This window comes from Coprococcus sp. OM06-34AC, from assembly GCF_003462545.1.
Lineage (GTDB): Bacteria > Bacillota > Clostridia > Lachnospirales > Lachnospiraceae > Coprococcus > Coprococcus aceti.
The window spans coordinates 327,299-343,911 of sequence record NZ_QTZF01000001.1 but is presented as its reverse complement, the minus strand read 5'-3'; the positions used below and the strand labels follow the sequence as shown (position 1 = coordinate 343,911).

The following is a 16,613-nucleotide window of genomic DNA, read 5'->3' as shown; positions in this document are numbered from 1 at the left end:
TATGATACCGGCAATAGTGACATTGATAGTAGGTGTAGCGATAGTGATAGTAAGCTTTTTCCTTACTGACGGTCCAAAAGAGAATACAGAGAATTCTGTGATGGATGAGAGCAGGGAGAATCTGGAGAAGAAGCTTGATGAGTATTGTGACAGCCTTGTAGAGAAGAAGAAGAATGAGCTGAAGAAACAGGGCGAAGCTGTGAAATCAGACATGAAAAAGGGCCTTGATGAGGTCAGGGAGTCATCGAAAAAAGAGCTTGCTGAGATGAGAGAGAGTTCAAAGAAGGAAATGAGTGAGCTCATGGACAGCACAAGGAAGGAGCTGGATGAATTCAGAGCCGGCACAGTCAAGGCAAATGAGACAGCCCAGGCTGATACCCAGAAGAAGATAGATGATGCAGTCAAGGCATACGAGGAGGGTATAGAGGCTGCAAAGAAGAAGATGCAGACAGAGCTTGAGGCTTGTGAGAAACAGTTGTCAGAGAAGGCCAAGAAGCAGATGATAGATTACATCAACCAGAGCCTTAAGGATGCATACGAGGCATATGATCCGGATGACACCAGCGAGAAAGAGCCTGTGACATACGATGAGCCTGAGACTGTAGAGACTTCCGAGTCAGAGCCTGCGGAGGCAGATAACGGATCAGAGAAGACTGAGCCGGATGCAGAGAAAGCTCAGTCAGAAAATGATTCTCAGGCAGCAGATAAGACAGAGACAGCAGATGGAGCTGAGACTAAAGCTGATGCTGAAGCAGCAGATGACGTAAAGACAGACGGTATCGCTGACAATTATAAGTCGGATACATCCGAGGGTGAAGCGCAGAAAGAGAATACCGAGTCAGAGAGCAGCACTGAGGCTGTTGCAGATGCAGAGGCTGCCGAGAAAGCAGTCAGTGTGGAGAATGCACCGGTAACAGACAGTGCATTTACAGTGGTAGAGGCTGAAAATCCTGAGAAGGCAGCCGCAGCGATCGCTGAGAATAACAATGCTGCCAGATCTAGAAACAATCGTTCAAAGAAGAGAAAAAAGAAGAAAGCCGCTCAGAACAAGGTTGTTGATATATGGGATGAAGGCACAGATGTAGAGTCACAGGTTGCAGATCTGCACAAGAAGGGACTCAGCATCATGGAGATCGCAAACAAACTTGGAATAGGAGTTGGAGAGGCTAAGGTTATGATAGACAAGATCAATGAGGCTGACAAACAGTAATCAGTCCGGGAGGTAAGCTATGTATAAAAAAAGTTATTTCAGAGGCCTTGGTACAGGGCTGGTGATAGGAGCACTTACCATGACTGTTGCGTTTAATTTTGGAAATGCCGGAAAAACTGATTCAGGTCAGGGCAAGACGGCGGTCGTAAGTCAGCAGCAGGATAAGAGCACAGAGGATTCTTCCACAGAGACGACAACAGAGAAGAAGACCGAGGATAAGACGACAGAAAAGACAACGACAGAGAAAGTAACCACGGAAAAGAGTGCCAATGCCGATAAGACTACAACAGAGACAGGCAAGTCAGAAAATGGCAAGAGCGATGCAGAGAGCGGCAGCGGAAGCAACAGTGGTACGACCGGAAGCTCCGACAAGTCAAATGGAACCGGCACAACAGATAACAACGGAGGCCTTTCTGATAGGACAGAGAGAGTTCCATCTGCCAAGGACAACGGCTATACAGAGGATAAGAATTCGCAGACCGGTTCAGGAAGCAGCACAAATAAGACTACCGAGGCGGCGACAGAGGCTGTGAAAGCGAGTGCCATCAAGTATGACAATGGCGGCGGAGAGATCACATTTGGAGCCGGCACATCAGCATACGAGATATGCCAGTTGCTTGGACAGATAGGCATCAGGGATGCAGATGAGTATTACGACTGGCTTCTCAGATCGGGATATTCTGAGAGTCTTGTACCTGGAACATACACATTTACCGGAAATGAGACAAACGGCGGAATAGTATGGATACTATTAGGTAATCAGTAAAGATACGAGAAAAGGGAGGAGTAATCAATTATGGGAGACAATATGAATAATGAGGAGATGGGATATCCGGGACAGCGTTTCAGTGCGGGTAGTGGTAGTAGTAGTATGGATCCGTTTGCGCCAAATCCGGCAGCCTTGCAGTATGTACCGAATGAATTTGGAATAACTCACAGTGAGACCAGTCCTATGTACCGGTATAACAATCCGGCTGAACCGGATTGTGGAGCTGCCTCACAGACGGACAACTATTATCCGGGACAGCAGTACGGTCAGAATCATCAGTATGGCCAGAACCAGATGTATGGTCAGAATCCACAGTATGGACAGAACCAGATGTATGGACAGAGTCAGCCATATGGCCAGGGCTACGATCAGGAGACTATGAATCCACAGGGGAAAAAAGCAAAGAGTTCCGGATCAAATGTTCTGGCAGGACTGGTAGGAGCGTTTCTTGGATCACTGGTCGGAGTTGTGCTCTGGCTTGTTGTGTATAAGCTTGGTTATATCGCAGGCATATCAGGAGCGGTTATGGTCATATGTGCCATGATGGGGTACAACAAGTTTGGAAAGAAACTTGACCTGAAGGGCATAATAATCTGCGTAGTGTTGTGTATAGGAATGATATACATTTCAGAGAGACTGAGTGTCAGCATGGAATTATATCAGGAATTTAGTGATTATGGATATGATGTGAGCTTCTTTGACTGTTATAAGAGTATGTATGATGTGCTGGATGCTGCAGATACTATGAGTTCATTCTGGGGTGAGCTTGCGGTCGGTTATCTTCTGTTTGTTGTAGCCAGTGTTTCATATATAATAAACAGCATCAGGACAAGAGCAAAATAGAACACGGACCGGCAGACAGAATACTTCTTATAAAACATATATTTTCAGAAAAAAGTGCTTGAATGCACTTTTTTTTTGTGTTACAATGTCGATTGCGTGAGTGCGCATAACAAATATACATGCTGGTTGATAGTTGGCGTGGTGCCTGTGCTCGGGTGGTCCAAAGAGTTGATGCCGGCAGAAGATTTTAACCATGGAGGTAGAAAAAATGAGCGTTATTTCAATGAAGCAGTTATTAGAGGCAGGTGTACATTTCGGACACCAGACAAGAAGATGGAACCCTAAGATGAAGCCATACATCTACACAGAGCGTAATGGTATCTACATCATCGATCTTCAGAAGTCAGTAGGAATGGTTGACGATGCTTACAATGCAATCGGCGATTGTGTTGCAAACGGCGGAACAATCCTTTTTGTTGGTACAAAGAAGCAGGCTCAGGACTCAATCAAGAGCGAGGCAGAGCGTTGCGGTATGTACTATGTAAATGAGAGATGGCTTGGAGGTATGCTTACAAACTTCAAGACTATCCAGACAAGAATCGCTACTCTTAAGAAGTACGAGGAGATGGAGCAGGACGGTACATTTGACGTTCTCCCTAAGAAGGAAGTTATCCAGATCAAGAAGGAGATGGAGAAGCTTGAGAAGAACCTTGGCGGTATCAAGAACATGAAGAGAATACCAGACATGATCTTCGTTGTTGATCCTAAGAAGGAGAGAATCTGTATTCAGGAGGCTCAGTCACTTGGAATTAAGCTTGTTGGTATCGCTGATACAAACTGTGATCCAGAGGAGCTTGATTATGTAATCCCTGGTAACGACGACGCTATCAGAGCTGTAAAGCTTATCGTTTCAAAGATGGCAGACGCTGTTATCGAGGCTCAGCAGGGTGTTGATGCTGATTCAGTAGATGAGGCAGAGGCTGAGGAGGCTGCAGAGGAGTAATCTGTAGTTGATATTGATCATCATTGATTATAATTAATAAATGATTATAAAAGGTAACGGGGTAATATAAAAAGTATTATCCCGTGACTTTTAAAGAGACATATACAGGCTGAAAAAGCTTTAATAAAACGACATAACCATTATTATGATATGTCAATATTCAAATTTGGAGGTAAAATAAGATGGCAATCACAGCAGCTCAGGTTAAAGAGTTAAGAGAGCTCACAGGTGCCGGTATGATGGATTGCAAGAAGGCACTTGCAGAGACTGATGGTAATATGGAAGCAGCAGTAGATGTACTTCGTAAGAGCGGTGCAGTTAAGGCTGAGAAGAAGGCAAGCAGAATCGCAGCAGAGGGTATCTGCCGTGCAGCAGTTAATGGTACAACAGGTGTTGTTGTAGAGGTTAACTCAGAGACAGACTTCGTTGCTAAGAACGAGATATTCCAGACATTTGTTCAGCAGATCGCTGATCAGGCACTTGCTTCATCACTTGTTGGTGGCAAGGATGGCGAGGATGTTGAGGCACTTCTCGGAGAGAATGGTCTTAAGGAAGCCCTTGTTGATAAGACAGCAACAATCGGAGAGAAGTTATCATTCCGTAGATTCCAGAAGCTTTCAGGCGATGTAGTAGTTGACTACTTACACGGCAATGGAAGAATCGGTGTTATCGTAGCTGGTAACGGCGCAAGCGATGACGCTGCTAAGGAAGCACTCAAGAACGTAGCTATGCAGATCGCAGCTATGAACCCACAGTACATCAGCAGAGCTGATATCTCAGCAGACGCTATGGCTAAGCTTAAGGAGATCACAGTTGACAGTGCACTTAATGCACCTGATACACTTCCAAAGCCAATCCTTAACAAGCTTATCGCAAAGGCTGTTGACGGCGTATGGAGCGCAGAGGATGTAGCTATCTACGAAGAGAAGAAGAGCAACATGAACTTCTTATTCAACTTCCTTTCAAAGGAGGCAAAGGCACAGCTTGCAGAGCTTGCTATTGCTGATAAGGATGTTATCGTTGCAGATAAGATCTTCAATGGTCTTGTTGAGGGACGTATCTCAAAGCAGGTTAAGGAGATCAGCCTTCTTGATCAGGTATACGTTAAGGCTGAGGATGGCAAGCAGACAGTTGCCAAGTACCTTGAGTCAGTTAACAAGGATCTCAAGATCGCCAGCTTCGTTCGTTTCGAGGTTGGAGAGGGAATGGAGAAGAAGAACGAGGACTTTGCAGCCGAGGTTGCTAAGCAGATGAACGTTTAATCATATCCCGTATCTGAATATATGAATAATTGCCTTGCGGTTGGCTTTTGAGCTGGCCGTGAGGCTTTTTTATTGTCTGTTTCTGTTGATATCCGGCACTGTATAAAATATAATCTATGTAATTGCGGTTCAGATGATCGTAAACGAGCTGAGTAACGAGCAGGGACACATAGAATCGGCATCCGGGCTTTTGGTTGATCTTATGCCTGACGGTGTGGAGGCTGCAAAGAGGATAAGAATGCTGCCGGGTGAGGCTGCAACGAGGATTCCGATCATAGTCCTCACGGCCAAGGCTGAGACTGATGACAAGATCAACGGCCTTGATCTGGGGGCGGACGATTATCTTGCAAAGCCATTTGAGACAAAAGAACTCCTGGCAAGGATACGCGCGATAACCAGAAGAAAGAGTGAGGCGGTCAGCACGGAGATGAAGTATGGCGACTGCACGTTAAACAGCCTGAATTATGAGCTCAGTTCATCTGGTGGAAGCGTAAAGCTGCAGAACAAGGAATATCAGATCATGGAACTGCTGATGGCAAATCAGAATGCGATAATATCAGCAGAGCTTATGATGGAGAAGATATGGGGCTGTTGAGTCCTACAGTCTTGACAATATAGCTGCTGTTGATGAATCGGAAGCCGAGTCGTATGCTTTGAAGATACTTGGGGACGGTTCAGACAGTGGATTTACGGATATATACAGATACAGGGTAGCGGACTGTGAGGATGGAACCAGGATAATATTTGTCGACTGCCGTCAGGAGCTGGAGTCGTTCAGAAATACGTTGGTATACAGTGTAGGAGTGTCACTTCTGGGATTCCTTGCGGTGTTCATGCTGGTGCTGTTCTGGTCAAAGAAGATATTCAAGCCGGTGGCTGAGAGTTATGCCAAGCAGAAGCGGTTTATCACCGATGCAAGCCATGAGATCAAGACACCCCTAACCATCATAGATGCAAATACCGAGGTCATAGAGATGGTGAACGGTGAGAGTGAATGGACGAAGAACACCAGGGATCAGGTCAAGAGACTGACAGCGCTCACAAATCAGATGGTGGCTCTCTCCAGACTGGATGAGAATTCCATCAGGCAGCTCATAAGCATACTGGTGGATAACGCCATGAAGTATGCTGTTGAATCAGCGGATATAAGTATATCCTTGAAGCGTGATGGCAGAAAGGTGAAGTTTGTTCTCAAAAACCTCACAGATGGCATGGAAGAGGGCTCTCAGGATATATTGTTTGAGAGATTCTATAGACCTGACAGCTCAAGAAATTCGGAGACCGGAGGTTCGGGAATAGGACTTTCTCTCGCCAAATCGATAGTTGAGTCTCACAAGGGCAGGATAACAGCAAGATGTGACGGGGATGGATACATCACATTCCAAGTTACATTATAGAATAATACAGTGTGTATACGTTAAAACGCTCTGTTCATGATATGAAGTTTACATAACATATCATGGACAGGGCGTTTTCTTTGTATAAGCGTTGGGATTTATTGTGCATATTTGAAAATACATAACATAATATTATCTTGTTGCGCACAAATTTGCAAATAGATTGCGCTTGAGTTGCGCTTTGATGTATACAAAATGCACAATTAATTCTTAAAAACATTGTCTACAAGCGACATGGTAACCAGAACTCAAATATGTTAATATATCAGTATGAGGACAAACGGTTGCGCAACTGTTGATCAACATTATTATTGCAAGGAGGAATCCTTGTGATAATGCAGACGCCGCGCGGAGCGCATTGGGATGCGTCTGCGTAATAATACTTATTAGGAGGGCATATATGAGAAGAAAGAGAATTGTAAGGCAGATTGGCTGTGCAGTTCTTGCAGGAGCGCTTATGGTAGGGCAGATCTTTGGATCTGGAGCCTCACTGATAACAGCGAAGGCTGCGGAGAGCTGGGTGGACACACTCAAGGTTGCAAATGGCGATTTTGAAACAGGTGACAGCAGTAACTGGACTATAGAGAGTGAATCGGGAGCTGAGCTTGTTGTAAAAAACGGTGGAAGTAATGTAAACTCCACATATTATCTTAATATCTGGGCTTCAGATGCGGCTGATGTCAGCATCACACAGACTGTAGTGGCTGTTCCTGCGGGAACATACAAGCTGGAGTATGATGTCGAGGGCGATGCACAGGATACAGGACTCACAGTATCTGTCGCTGATAAGTCACAGGCTGTTGGAGCCACGACCGGATGGGATGCATGGGCGACAAATGAGACAGAAGAGTTCGTTCTTGAGGATACAACTGATGTCAGCATTTCATTCAAGGGCAGTCTTGCCAAGGGATATTGGGGCAAGATAGACAATGTAAAGCTCTGCAAGCTTACAGACGAGGAAGATGTAGTTGAGCCCGTGGAGGCTGGAATATATGTGGACCGCGTGAGTGATCTCACATACACAGATCTGAACGGAGAGAAGCAGTCATTTATCGAGGGTGTAGACGTATCATCCTATGTGTCACTGAAGAACAGTGGAGTTAAGTATTATGACTTCGATGGCAATGAGCTTGACGATATCGGATACTTCAAGTTCCTTGCTTCATGTGGAATAAATTATGTGCGTGTCCGTGTATGGAATGATCCATATGATGCAGACAAAAACGGTTACGGCGGCGGTAACAATGATTTGGAGACAGCCAAGAAGATCGGACAGTATGCAACAGCAGCCGGAATAAAGCTTCTTGTGGATTTCCATTATTCAGATTTCTGGGCTGATCCAGGTAAGCAGCAGGTGCCAAAGGCTTGGGCTGACTTTACTCTTGACGAGAAGGTAGCTGCAGTTAAGTCATACACATCGGAGAGCCTTAAGACTCTGCTCGATGCTGGCGTTGATGTGGGTATGGTTCAGATCGGAAATGAGACGACCAACGGAATATGCGGTGAGACATCAAAGAACTGGGAAAACATGGCAAAGATCTTCAGCGCCGGAAGCGAGGCGGTGAGAGCCATCGACAAGAATATCCTTGTTGCCATCCATTTCACCAATCCTGAGAGAAGTGGCAATTACGCAAATTTTGCAAAGAGACTTAATACATACAATGTAGACTACGATGTATTTGCATCATCATACTATCCTGTATGGCATGGCTCAACAGACAACCTCACATCAGTTCTCAAGAATGTGGCTGACACATACGGCAAGCTGGTAATGGTAGCAGAGACATCATGGGCATACACACTGGATGACGGAGATGGACATGACAACACCGTGAGAAAGGGCGTAAATGACTCAACAACCTACGACATATCAGTTCAGGGACAGGCAAATGAGATCAGCTCAGTTATCAAGGCTGTAAAGAATACAGGTTCATCAGGAATCGGTGTATTCTACTGGGAGCCTGCATGGCTTCCTGTAAATGTGTATGATTCATCTGCAGAGAATGCAGCAGACGTCCTTGCAGCCAACAAGGAGGCATGGGAGAAGTACGGTTCAGGCTGGGCTTCATCATACGCAGGAGAGTACGACGCAGCAGACGCCGGCAAGTGGTACGGCGGTTCAGCAGTTGACAACCAGGCACTGTTTGACTTCACAGGACACCCACTTGAGTCGCTCAAGACATTTGCCTATGTTCATACAGGAACAAAGACAAAGAGAGAGGTAGTCTCAATAACAGTTGATGATGTTGAAATCGAGATAACAGATATTGCAAATGTAGCTCTGCCGACTGCAGCAACAGTAGCTTACAATGATGGCAATTCAGAGAGCGCAGACATCACCTGGGAGGATGGAGCACTTGAGAAGGTAAAGAACTACGGTGCAGGAACATGTACTGTAAAGGGAACTGTGACAGTAAATGATGAGACTGTCGAGGTTCAGTGCAATGTAACAATATTAAAGGAGAACATCCTTGTAAATCCTGGATTTGAGTCAGGAAACGAGGGATGGACCATCGCTGATACAAGCAAGGGATTTGCAATCAAGACAAAGGAAGATTTTAGAAACGGTGCATATTGTGGTCACTACTACAATTCATCAGATTTTGCATATGATGTATATCAGACCATCACACTTGAGCCGGGAGAGTATGTGTTCAGCGCATATCTTCAGGGCGGTGCAAATGGAGATAACGATGTGTATGAGGTGTATGCAAAAGCTGGAGATACAGAACTTGCATCCGCACCTGCAGTCCCACAGGGCTGGAAAATCTGGCAGCATCCTGAGATTAGATTTACAGTGGAAGAGACAACAGAGGTTGTTGTCGGAATGAGAGCAACCGCATCAGGTAAGGCATGGGGAACATGGGATGACGCATATCTCTACAAGGATGCGGATATCACACCGACACCAGATCCAACACCGGATCCAGATCCAACACCGGATCCAGATCCAACACCGGACCCAGATCCAACACCAGACCCAGATCCGACACCGGACCCGGATCCAACACCAGATCCAATACCAACACCTGATCCAGATCCAACACCAGACCCAACTCCTTCTATTGATACAAGCAAGAATGGTCTTGTGAAGGAGAATGGAAAGACCTACTTCTATAAGAAGGGCGTGGTTCAGGAGAATTACACAGGATTTGTCAAGAGTGCCGGAGTCAACTACTATGTTGTAAATGGCGTGGTAAAGACAGGATACAAGGGACTTGTAAAGAGCCCTAAGACGGGAAAAACATATCTTGTAAAGAATGGCAAGATTTATACAGCTTACACAGGTTTCTACAGAAATTCAAAGGGACAGCAGTGTCTCATAATAAAGGGCAAATTTGCAGAGAGCAAGACAGCCCTTGTCAGAAGCACTAAGAATAAGAAGTATTACTATGTAAAGAAAGGTATAATCCAGTCAGGTTATACAGGCTTCTTCAAGAGTACCACAACAGGTGCTAAATGCTATATCTACAAGGGTGTATTCCAGTCAGGCAAGACGGGAATAGTAAAGAGTCCTAAGAATCACAAGAACTACTATGTGAAGAAGGGCAAGATCGCCACAGAAGTTACCGGTATAGTTAAGATATCAGGTTCAAGATATAAAGTAGTGAGAGGTCTTGTTGTCAAAAAAGTAAAATAGTACAGAGTAATACATATATACGATAGTCCGATTGGGGAATACCCGGCCGGACTATTTTATTATTTGTTTATATGTTATTTAATTTTTGTAAGGAACATTAAGAAATTATTTAAAAGTAGTTGAAAAAGTATCATTAAGTGATATAGAATGGACAAGTATTTGTTTATATTATACTAAAACGAGAAAAGGAGAGTAATCATGGACAAATTCTTCAAAATCTCAGAGCGTGGGTCTACAATCAAGACCGAGATCATGGCAGGACTTACAACATTCTTCGCCATGGCATACATCGTTCTGGTCAATCCAAATCAGGTTGCAGGAGAAGGCAGCAATGGCTGGCTGGCAGGGGCAGTTCCAGACATGGCTGGTGAGCTTGGAACAGTATGGAATGCTGTATTCATCGCATCTATTCTTGTTGCAATAGTGGGAACACTTCTCATGGCGTTCCTCGCGGACATGCCATTTGCACAGGCCTGCGGAATGGGACTTAACTCATTCTTCTGTACTATCTTTGTAGCTGGTGCAGCATTTGCAGGTGTGAGTGTTATCAGAGGTTATCAGGCAGGTCTGGTAATAGTATTGATATCAGGTCTCGTATTCCTGATCCTTTCAGTGACAGGACTCAGAAAGTACATTGCAGTTGCAATGCCTGAGTGCCTTAAGAAGTCAATTCCGGCAGGTATTGGTCTGTTCATAGCTCTTATCGGACTGAAGAATGCAACACTTATCCAGGACAACCCATATACATTTGTTCAGTTCTTTGATTTCCACGGTGTGATCACAAGCGCTGGCAGCACAAAGGAGGCTATTGCACAGATCGCACCTCCTATAGTAGCATTTGTAGGATTTATAATAATTGCGATCCTTGCAAAGCTTAATGTAAAGGGTAACATTATCATAGGTATCCTTGTATCTACAGTATTATATTATGTTATGATGCTTCAGGCACCTAACTTTGATTTCTCATCGATCGGACAGTCATTCAAGGATTTCGGTTCAGTCGGATTCCTCGGAGTGTTCCAGGGACAGGCATGGAAGGATGCATTCTCTGCTGAGTATATCGGCGGTGTGTTCTCAGCAATCATGCTTGTTGTCAGCTTCTGTCTGGTAGATATGTTTGATACCATCGGAACTCTCTATGGTGCAGCTTCCCAGGCTAATATGCTTGACGAGAAGGGTGACCCAATGAAACTTGACGAGTGTATGATGTGTGACTCTATAGGTACTGTATCAGGAGCTCTTCTCGGTACATCAACATGTACAACATTTGTAGAGTCAGCTTCAGGTATCGCTGCAGGTGGTAGAACAGGTCTTACAAGTTTGGTTACAGCACTCTGCTTTGCAGTATGTCTGTTCCTCAGCCCTGTTGCCAACATCATTCCATCATGTGCAACAGCACCAGCACTTATCTTCGTAGGTGTACTTATGGCTAAGAACTTTGCAAAGGTTGATATGGAGGATATGCGTTCAGCAGTTCCTGCATTCGTGACATTCCTTATGATGCCGCTGACATACTCTATTTCAAATGGTATCGGTCTTGGCGCTATCACATATGTTCTTATCACACTGTTCACAGGCAAGTATAAGAAGCAGGATATCGTAGTGACAATTATTGCACTCTTATTCATAGTAAAATTCGTTTCGGTAACTATGTAATTATTTAGTGACACAAGAGAATTCAAAGCGTTCCCGCATATAAGTGCGGGGACGTTTTTTTATTTGCCAAAGTGAGTTTTTTGTAGTATCATACCAACTGTGTACCAGTAGCCAATCGGATACGGCAATGGCCTCCGGAGCCATGACGGGCGGTTCGACTCCGCCCTGGTACGCTTTTTTATACTCTGATATTTATTTCGTAAAAGGATGATATGCAGTGATGAAGAAGAAAAAGAATTTGGAAGCGGAAGAACAGAATATAGAAAATGAAGAGCCGGAGTTGGATGGGAAATCAGAGATCGGTGGAGATTCAGAGACAGATGATGACTTAGATGACGGTGAAGATCCGGAGTCAGACGATGAATCGGATGACAGTGGAGACTCGGGATTAGATGATGACTTAGATGACAGTGAAGATTCGGAGCTGGCTGATAACTCAGAGCCCGGCGGAGCTTCAGAGGTTGAGGAGACCCCGGCGAGACAGAAAAGGCCGTATGAGGATTATGTCATAGAAGATCCTGAGGATATGGATGATGCACCGGATACCGGAGATATGTTCGATGATGAGGAGCTGTATGGCGATGACGATTATTTTGCCGAAGAGAAGGCAAAGACGCGGAAAGGCCGAAGAAGATCCAGACATGGCGGGATCTCTGGTGGCGTTCTTGCCTTGCTGTGGGCGGTATTTCTGATACTTGTCGGAGTCTATGTGTATGTATTTTTTATAAACGATAAGCTGTTCACAGAGGACATAACCGGAAGAGATAATACGGTGAGACTGGAGATACCAGACGGAGTAAATTACAGGCTGTGTACGATCGATGAGATAAATCAGCTAGTGAACAATTATCTTTTGGCGAGAACAAAGGCAGATCAGACGACACTTCAGAGACTGGTCACAGATCCGTCGGAATTTGACGACATGAAGAGCATTGAGATAGCAGCGGAGTATATAACGGCGTACAACAAGACCACCTGTTATATAGCCAACGGATATACCGCAGATTCGTATATCGTGTACGAATTATCCAATCTGATGATAAAGGATGTCAACTCGGAACCGCTCGATATAAGGTCGTTATATGTGACGAAACAGTCAGATGGAAGCTACAAGATCAACAATTCGGCTTTGTCTGACAAGGAGAGCTCGTATATCAACACCATCAACTCATCTGGTGATATACAGGCGATATATGAACATGTAAAAGAAAACAATGATTATCTGCTTAGAACGGATGAGACATTTAGAAAGTTCCAGAATATGTATAATTAAAGAAAACGCAGGCTTTATGCCTGCGTTTTCTGCTGAACAGCTATTTTGTTACATAGCCTCTGAAGAGTCTACAGTATCTGTGTCGATCAAAACCCCTCTGGTAGGAACCGGTGTGGAGAATACTATCTGTGTCTCTGTGCTGCCAAATCTCTGGAGCTGTCCGATAAATGAGTCGAGATCCATGGTATTAGGAAAGCAGACCTTCATGAGCATGGAGTGCGCACCGGTCACACAGTTGCATTCCAGTACATTTGGACATGCTTCAACAAATGGATAGAAGGTTGGCTTCTGTTTTGGATCAAGAGCCATGTGTATAAATGCTGTGATGTGATATCCGAGAGCCTCATGGTTGATGCTTGCGTGATATCCGGTCAGTATTCCTGCTTTCTCAAGTCTCTCTATTCTTGCTGAAACTGCCGGCGAAGAAAGGAAGACTTTGTTGGCCAGATACTTGAGTGGGGTTCTGGCGTTGCCCTGTAAAAGATGAATGATTTTTCTGTCGATGTTATCCATAATATGCACTTCCTTTTCCTAAAATAAAAAAAGGTGCGTTTCCGAAGAAACACACCTTTGCGTTTGCTTAAATATACATTAATTGATAAAAAAAATCAAGGACTTTTACAAAATTAATTTAACTGAATCTTTGCTGTGGGTTATACATGGTGTGATGAATGGTTCACAAAATGAAAAATAAATGGTATGATGGTTCTGCATATTGGTTAGAATTTACTGGCCTTGGTCTGGCTGATACATGGTGTATGCTGACCAGAAATTAGAATGTGAGATATGTATTAACAATATAGGAAAATAATAACAGAGGAAAGATTATGGCGGATGGAATAAGACTTAACAAATATCTCAGCGAGGCGGGCGTGTGCTCAAGGCGCGCTGCGGATACACATATAGAGAATGGAAAGGTTACGATCAACGGAGAGACTGCAGTCATGGGTCAGAAGGTCATGCCCGGGGATGTGGTGACATTCATGGGCAGGAAGGTTCAGCAGAAGGATAGGACAGTGATCCTAGCATATAATAAGCCGATAGGACTTACCTGTACAGCGAGTAAGGCTGATCCAGACAATATATTTGATCACATAGATTATCCGATCAGACTTCAGTACGTGGGAAGGCTGGACAAGGACTCCCAGGGTCTACTTCTTCTGACAAATGATGGTGACCTGTCAAATGCCATCCAGAAGTCGGTGAACAACCATGAGAAGGAATACAGAGTGCGGGTGAACCGTGAGATAACAGAGGACTTCATCAGGAAGATGTCGGAAGGAGTGCCTATACTTGATACAGTGACAAAGAAATGTAAGGTGCGAAAGATAGATGACAGGTCATTCATGATAGTGCTGACACAGGGGCTCAACAGGCAGATCAGACGAATGTGTGATGCATTGGGCTACAGGGTAGTGAACCTGAAGAGAGTCAGGGTCTGCAACGTGAAGCTTGGCAATATGAGACCTGGAGAGTTAAGGGAGCTCAGCCGCGAGGAAGAGGCAGAGCTGAGACGGATAGTGGGGATGTAGTAGAGAGTGTATATAGGATTTTTTGTGGGGTGTGTATGGAAGATATTAGTAGAAATACCAGTGAAAATATTAAAGAAAATAATGACATTAGTGGCAATAACGATAATGGCAAGATAGCCAGAATTAAAGAACTTGTAAAGCAGCTCAACGATGCTGCAAAGAAATATTATATGGAAGATACAGAGATCATGAGCAATCTGGAATATGATGCTCTGTACGATGAGCTGAGTGCCCTGGAGAAAGAGACCGGGATGGTCATGAGCAACAGCCCGACGGTCAAGGTAGGATATGAGGTCGTCAGTGAGCTGCCGAAGGAGGCTCACGAGCATCCAATGCTTTCTCTTGACAAGACAAAGGATGTAGGTGCTCTTGTGTCATGGCTTGGCGGTCAGAAGGGCGTAATATCCTGGAAGATGGACGGACTCACAGTTGTTCTCACATATGAGAACGGAGAGATGATAAAAGCGGTTACCCGTGGAAATGGTGAGATAGGCGAGGTCATCACGAACAATGCGAAGGTATTTGCAAATGTACCTCATCACATCCCGTACAAGGGCAAGCTGACGATCAGAGGCGAGGCGGTCATCAAATACTCGGATTTCAATGCGATAAATGAGAAGATAACGGATGCGGAATCTAAGTACAAGAACCCGCGAAATCTGTGCAGCGGCTCAGTGAGACAGCTCGATAACAAGATAACAAAAGAGAGAAATGTACATTTCTTCGCTTTTAATTTAGTGGACGGTGAGGATGTGGACTTCCACAATTCATTCAAATATCAGCTTGACTGGTTGGAGCAGCAGGGATTTACCGTGGTAGAACACTACCTGACAGACTCGTCGGCGCTTCCTGATAAGGTGAGGGAATTTTCAGAGAAGATAACGGAGAATGACTTCCCATCGGATGGTCTGGTACTCATGCTGGATGATTTGGCATACGGAAGGAGCCTGGGAACCACAGCCAAGTTCCCGCGAAATGCCATGGCGTTCAAATGGGCGGATGAGGAGGCAATCACCCACCTCCGTTATGTGGAGTGGAGTCCATCAAGAACTGGACTCATCAACCCGGTTGCTGTATTTGACCCGGTGGAGCTCGAGGGAACAACAGTAAGCCGTGCCAGCATACACAACGTCAGCATACTTAAGTCATTGGCGCTTGGCGAAGGTGATGAGATTGCAGTGTACAAGGCGAATATGATCATTCCGCAAATTGCAAGGAATCTAACCATGAGCGGTAACGTGGTCATACCGGCTGCGTGTCCTGCATGCGGAGGAGAGACTGAGATAGTGAGGGAGGAAGGCGGTGCAGCGTCAGGAGTTGAGACTCTGTACTGCACAAACCAGTTCTGCCCTGCGAAGAAACTCAAGTCATTTTCACACTACGTGTCCAGAAATGCGTTGAATATAGATGGACTCTCAGAGGCGACCATAGAGAAGTTCATAGACGAGAAGATCCTCGAGGAGCTTCCTGATCTGTATAAGCTTGCGGCTCACAGAGAACATATAGTTGAACTTGAGGGATTTGGCGAGAAGTCGTACAACAAGCTTGTGGCTGCGGTGGACGCATCCAGACAGACGAACATGTGGCGTCTTGTCAATGGCCTTGGCATTGCAAATGTCGGAGAGGCGACAGCCAAGCTCATGGCAAAGCATTTTGCAAATGATATGGATGCCATGAAGGAGGCAGATGTGTCAGCCTACGTTGAGATAGACGGAATCGGTCAGGTTATAGCAGAGGATATAGTCAGATACTTTGAAAATGAGAAGAATTGTGCTATCATAGATAGGTTGATGGCTGAGCTTACGTTTGTGGATGAGGTTTCTGATACGGAGCAGGATCTGGCGGGCAAGGTGTTCGTCATAACCGGTTCGCTCACCCATTTTGACAACAGAAACCAGCTCAAGGAACTGATAGAGAGCAGAGGAGGTCAGGTTACAGGTTCTGTATCTGCCAAGACCTCATATCTTATAAATAACGATGTGAATTCCACATCATCCAAGAACAAGAAGGCGAAAAGCCTTGATGTGCCTATCATATCTGAGGAGGATTTCTTAGAATTGATTGGACAGTAGGGTAACTGCGGTAGAT

Annotated in this window: 13 protein-coding genes and 1 tRNA gene; 13 read left to right on the top strand and 1 reads right to left on the bottom strand. The window is 44.9% G+C overall.

What is annotated here, in order from left to right; all coding sequences use genetic code 11:
* Position 1: 1 nt before the first annotated feature.
* The 11 genes from DXB91_RS01555 to DXB91_RS01495 all read left to right on the top strand — a co-directional run bounded on the left by DXB91_RS01555 (position 2) and on the right by DXB91_RS01495 (position 12,993).
* On the top strand, positions 2-1,210 hold the full coding sequence (locus DXB91_RS01555) for a DUF6115 domain-containing protein (protein WP_117874761.1): 1,209 nt from the start codon (positions 2-4) through the stop codon (positions 1,208-1,210).
* Between the two features lie 19 nt (positions 1,211-1,229).
* Positions 1,230-1,976 carry a hypothetical protein gene (locus tag DXB91_RS01550; protein ID WP_118016661.1) on the top strand — a complete coding sequence of 249 codons (747 nt, stop codon included), beginning with the start codon at positions 1,230-1,232 and terminating at the stop codon, positions 1,974-1,976.
* Positions 1,977-2,006: 30 nt separating this feature from the next.
* A complete protein-coding gene (locus DXB91_RS01545; protein ID WP_118016660.1) occupies positions 2,007-2,822 on the top strand; it encodes a hypothetical protein in 816 nt (271 codons plus the stop codon).
* A 208-nt stretch (positions 2,823-3,030) separates the two neighbouring features.
* Positions 3,031-3,765: a 30S ribosomal protein S2 gene (gene rpsB / locus DXB91_RS01540; RefSeq protein ID WP_015533520.1), complete on the top strand. Its 735-nt coding sequence runs from the start codon at positions 3,031-3,033 to the stop codon at positions 3,763-3,765.
* A 182-nt stretch (positions 3,766-3,947) separates the two neighbouring features.
* Positions 3,948-5,027, top strand: coding sequence for a translation elongation factor Ts (tsf, locus tag DXB91_RS01535; protein ID WP_022216097.1), 1,080 nt, complete (start codon positions 3,948-3,950; stop codon positions 5,025-5,027).
* A 133-nt stretch (positions 5,028-5,160) separates the two neighbouring features.
* A complete protein-coding gene (locus DXB91_RS01530) occupies positions 5,161-5,622 on the top strand; it encodes a response regulator transcription factor (protein WP_118016659.1) in 462 nt (153 codons plus the stop codon).
* Between the two features lie 58 nt (positions 5,623-5,680).
* The gene (locus tag DXB91_RS01525; RefSeq protein ID WP_118016658.1) at positions 5,681-6,424 is read left to right on the top strand and encodes a sensor histidine kinase; all 744 of its coding nucleotides are present in this window, start codon (positions 5,681-5,683) and stop codon (positions 6,422-6,424) included.
* A gap of 400 nt (positions 6,425-6,824) precedes the next feature.
* The gene (locus DXB91_RS14530) at positions 6,825-10,064 is read left to right on the top strand and encodes a glycosyl hydrolase 53 family protein (RefSeq protein ID WP_158564568.1); all 3,240 of its coding nucleotides are present in this window, start codon (positions 6,825-6,827) and stop codon (positions 10,062-10,064) included.
* A gap of 198 nt (positions 10,065-10,262) precedes the next feature.
* Positions 10,263-11,720, top strand: coding sequence for an NCS2 family permease (locus tag DXB91_RS01505; protein WP_117548786.1), 1,458 nt, complete (start codon positions 10,263-10,265; stop codon positions 11,718-11,720).
* Between the two features lie 101 nt (positions 11,721-11,821).
* A tRNA-Arg gene (locus DXB91_RS01500) sits at positions 11,822-11,893 on the top strand.
* 47 nt (positions 11,894-11,940) lie between these two features.
* Positions 11,941-12,993 (top strand): hypothetical protein, encoded by a 1,053-nt coding sequence (locus DXB91_RS01495; protein ID WP_118016657.1) that lies wholly within the window; start codon positions 11,941-11,943, stop codon positions 12,991-12,993.
* 48 nt (positions 12,994-13,041) lie between these two features.
* Here DXB91_RS01495 and DXB91_RS01490 read toward each other — a convergent pair whose 3' ends face one another.
* Positions 13,042-13,506, bottom strand: coding sequence for an Lrp/AsnC family transcriptional regulator (locus DXB91_RS01490; RefSeq protein ID WP_118016656.1), 465 nt, complete (start codon positions 13,504-13,506; stop codon positions 13,042-13,044).
* Between the two features lie 314 nt (positions 13,507-13,820).
* On the opposite strand from DXB91_RS01490, the gene DXB91_RS01485 reads away from it, so the two are divergent.
* Entirely contained in the window at positions 13,821-14,525 is a 705-nt protein-coding gene (locus tag DXB91_RS01485) for a pseudouridine synthase (protein WP_022216102.1), read from the top strand.
* A 35-nt stretch (positions 14,526-14,560) separates the two neighbouring features.
* Positions 14,561-16,597 carry an NAD-dependent DNA ligase LigA gene (gene ligA / locus DXB91_RS01480; protein WP_118016655.1) on the top strand — a complete coding sequence of 679 codons (2,037 nt, stop codon included), beginning with the start codon at positions 14,561-14,563 and terminating at the stop codon, positions 16,595-16,597.
* Positions 16,598-16,613 lie beyond the last annotated feature (16 nt).

Coding starts and splice junctions, on each gene's coding strand:
- DXB91_RS01485 (WP_022216102.1), top strand. CDS start 13,821: ATGGCGGATGGAATAAGACTTAACAAATATCTCAGCGAGGCGGGCGTG.
- DXB91_RS01495 (WP_118016657.1), top strand. CDS start 11,941: ATGAAGAAGAAAAAGAATTTGGAAGCGGAAGAACAGAATATAGAAAAT.
- rpsB (WP_015533520.1), top strand. CDS start 3,031: ATGAGCGTTATTTCAATGAAGCAGTTATTAGAGGCAGGTGTACATTTC.
- DXB91_RS14530 (WP_158564568.1), top strand. CDS start 6,825: ATGAGAAGAAAGAGAATTGTAAGGCAGATTGGCTGTGCAGTTCTTGCA.
- tsf (WP_022216097.1), top strand. CDS start 3,948: ATGGCAATCACAGCAGCTCAGGTTAAAGAGTTAAGAGAGCTCACAGGT.
- DXB91_RS01545 (WP_118016660.1), top strand. CDS start 2,007: ATGGGAGACAATATGAATAATGAGGAGATGGGATATCCGGGACAGCGT.
- DXB91_RS01505 (WP_117548786.1), top strand. CDS start 10,263: ATGGACAAATTCTTCAAAATCTCAGAGCGTGGGTCTACAATCAAGACC.
- ligA (WP_118016655.1), top strand. CDS start 14,561: ATGGAAGATATTAGTAGAAATACCAGTGAAAATATTAAAGAAAATAAT.
- DXB91_RS01530 (WP_118016659.1), top strand. CDS start 5,161: ATGATCGTAAACGAGCTGAGTAACGAGCAGGGACACATAGAATCGGCA.
- DXB91_RS01555 (WP_117874761.1), top strand. CDS start 2: ATGATACCGGCAATAGTGACATTGATAGTAGGTGTAGCGATAGTGATA.
- DXB91_RS01550 (WP_118016661.1), top strand. CDS start 1,230: ATGTATAAAAAAAGTTATTTCAGAGGCCTTGGTACAGGGCTGGTGATA.
- DXB91_RS01490 (WP_118016656.1), bottom strand. CDS start 13,506: ATGGATAACATCGACAGAAAAATCATTCATCTTTTACAGGGCAACGCC.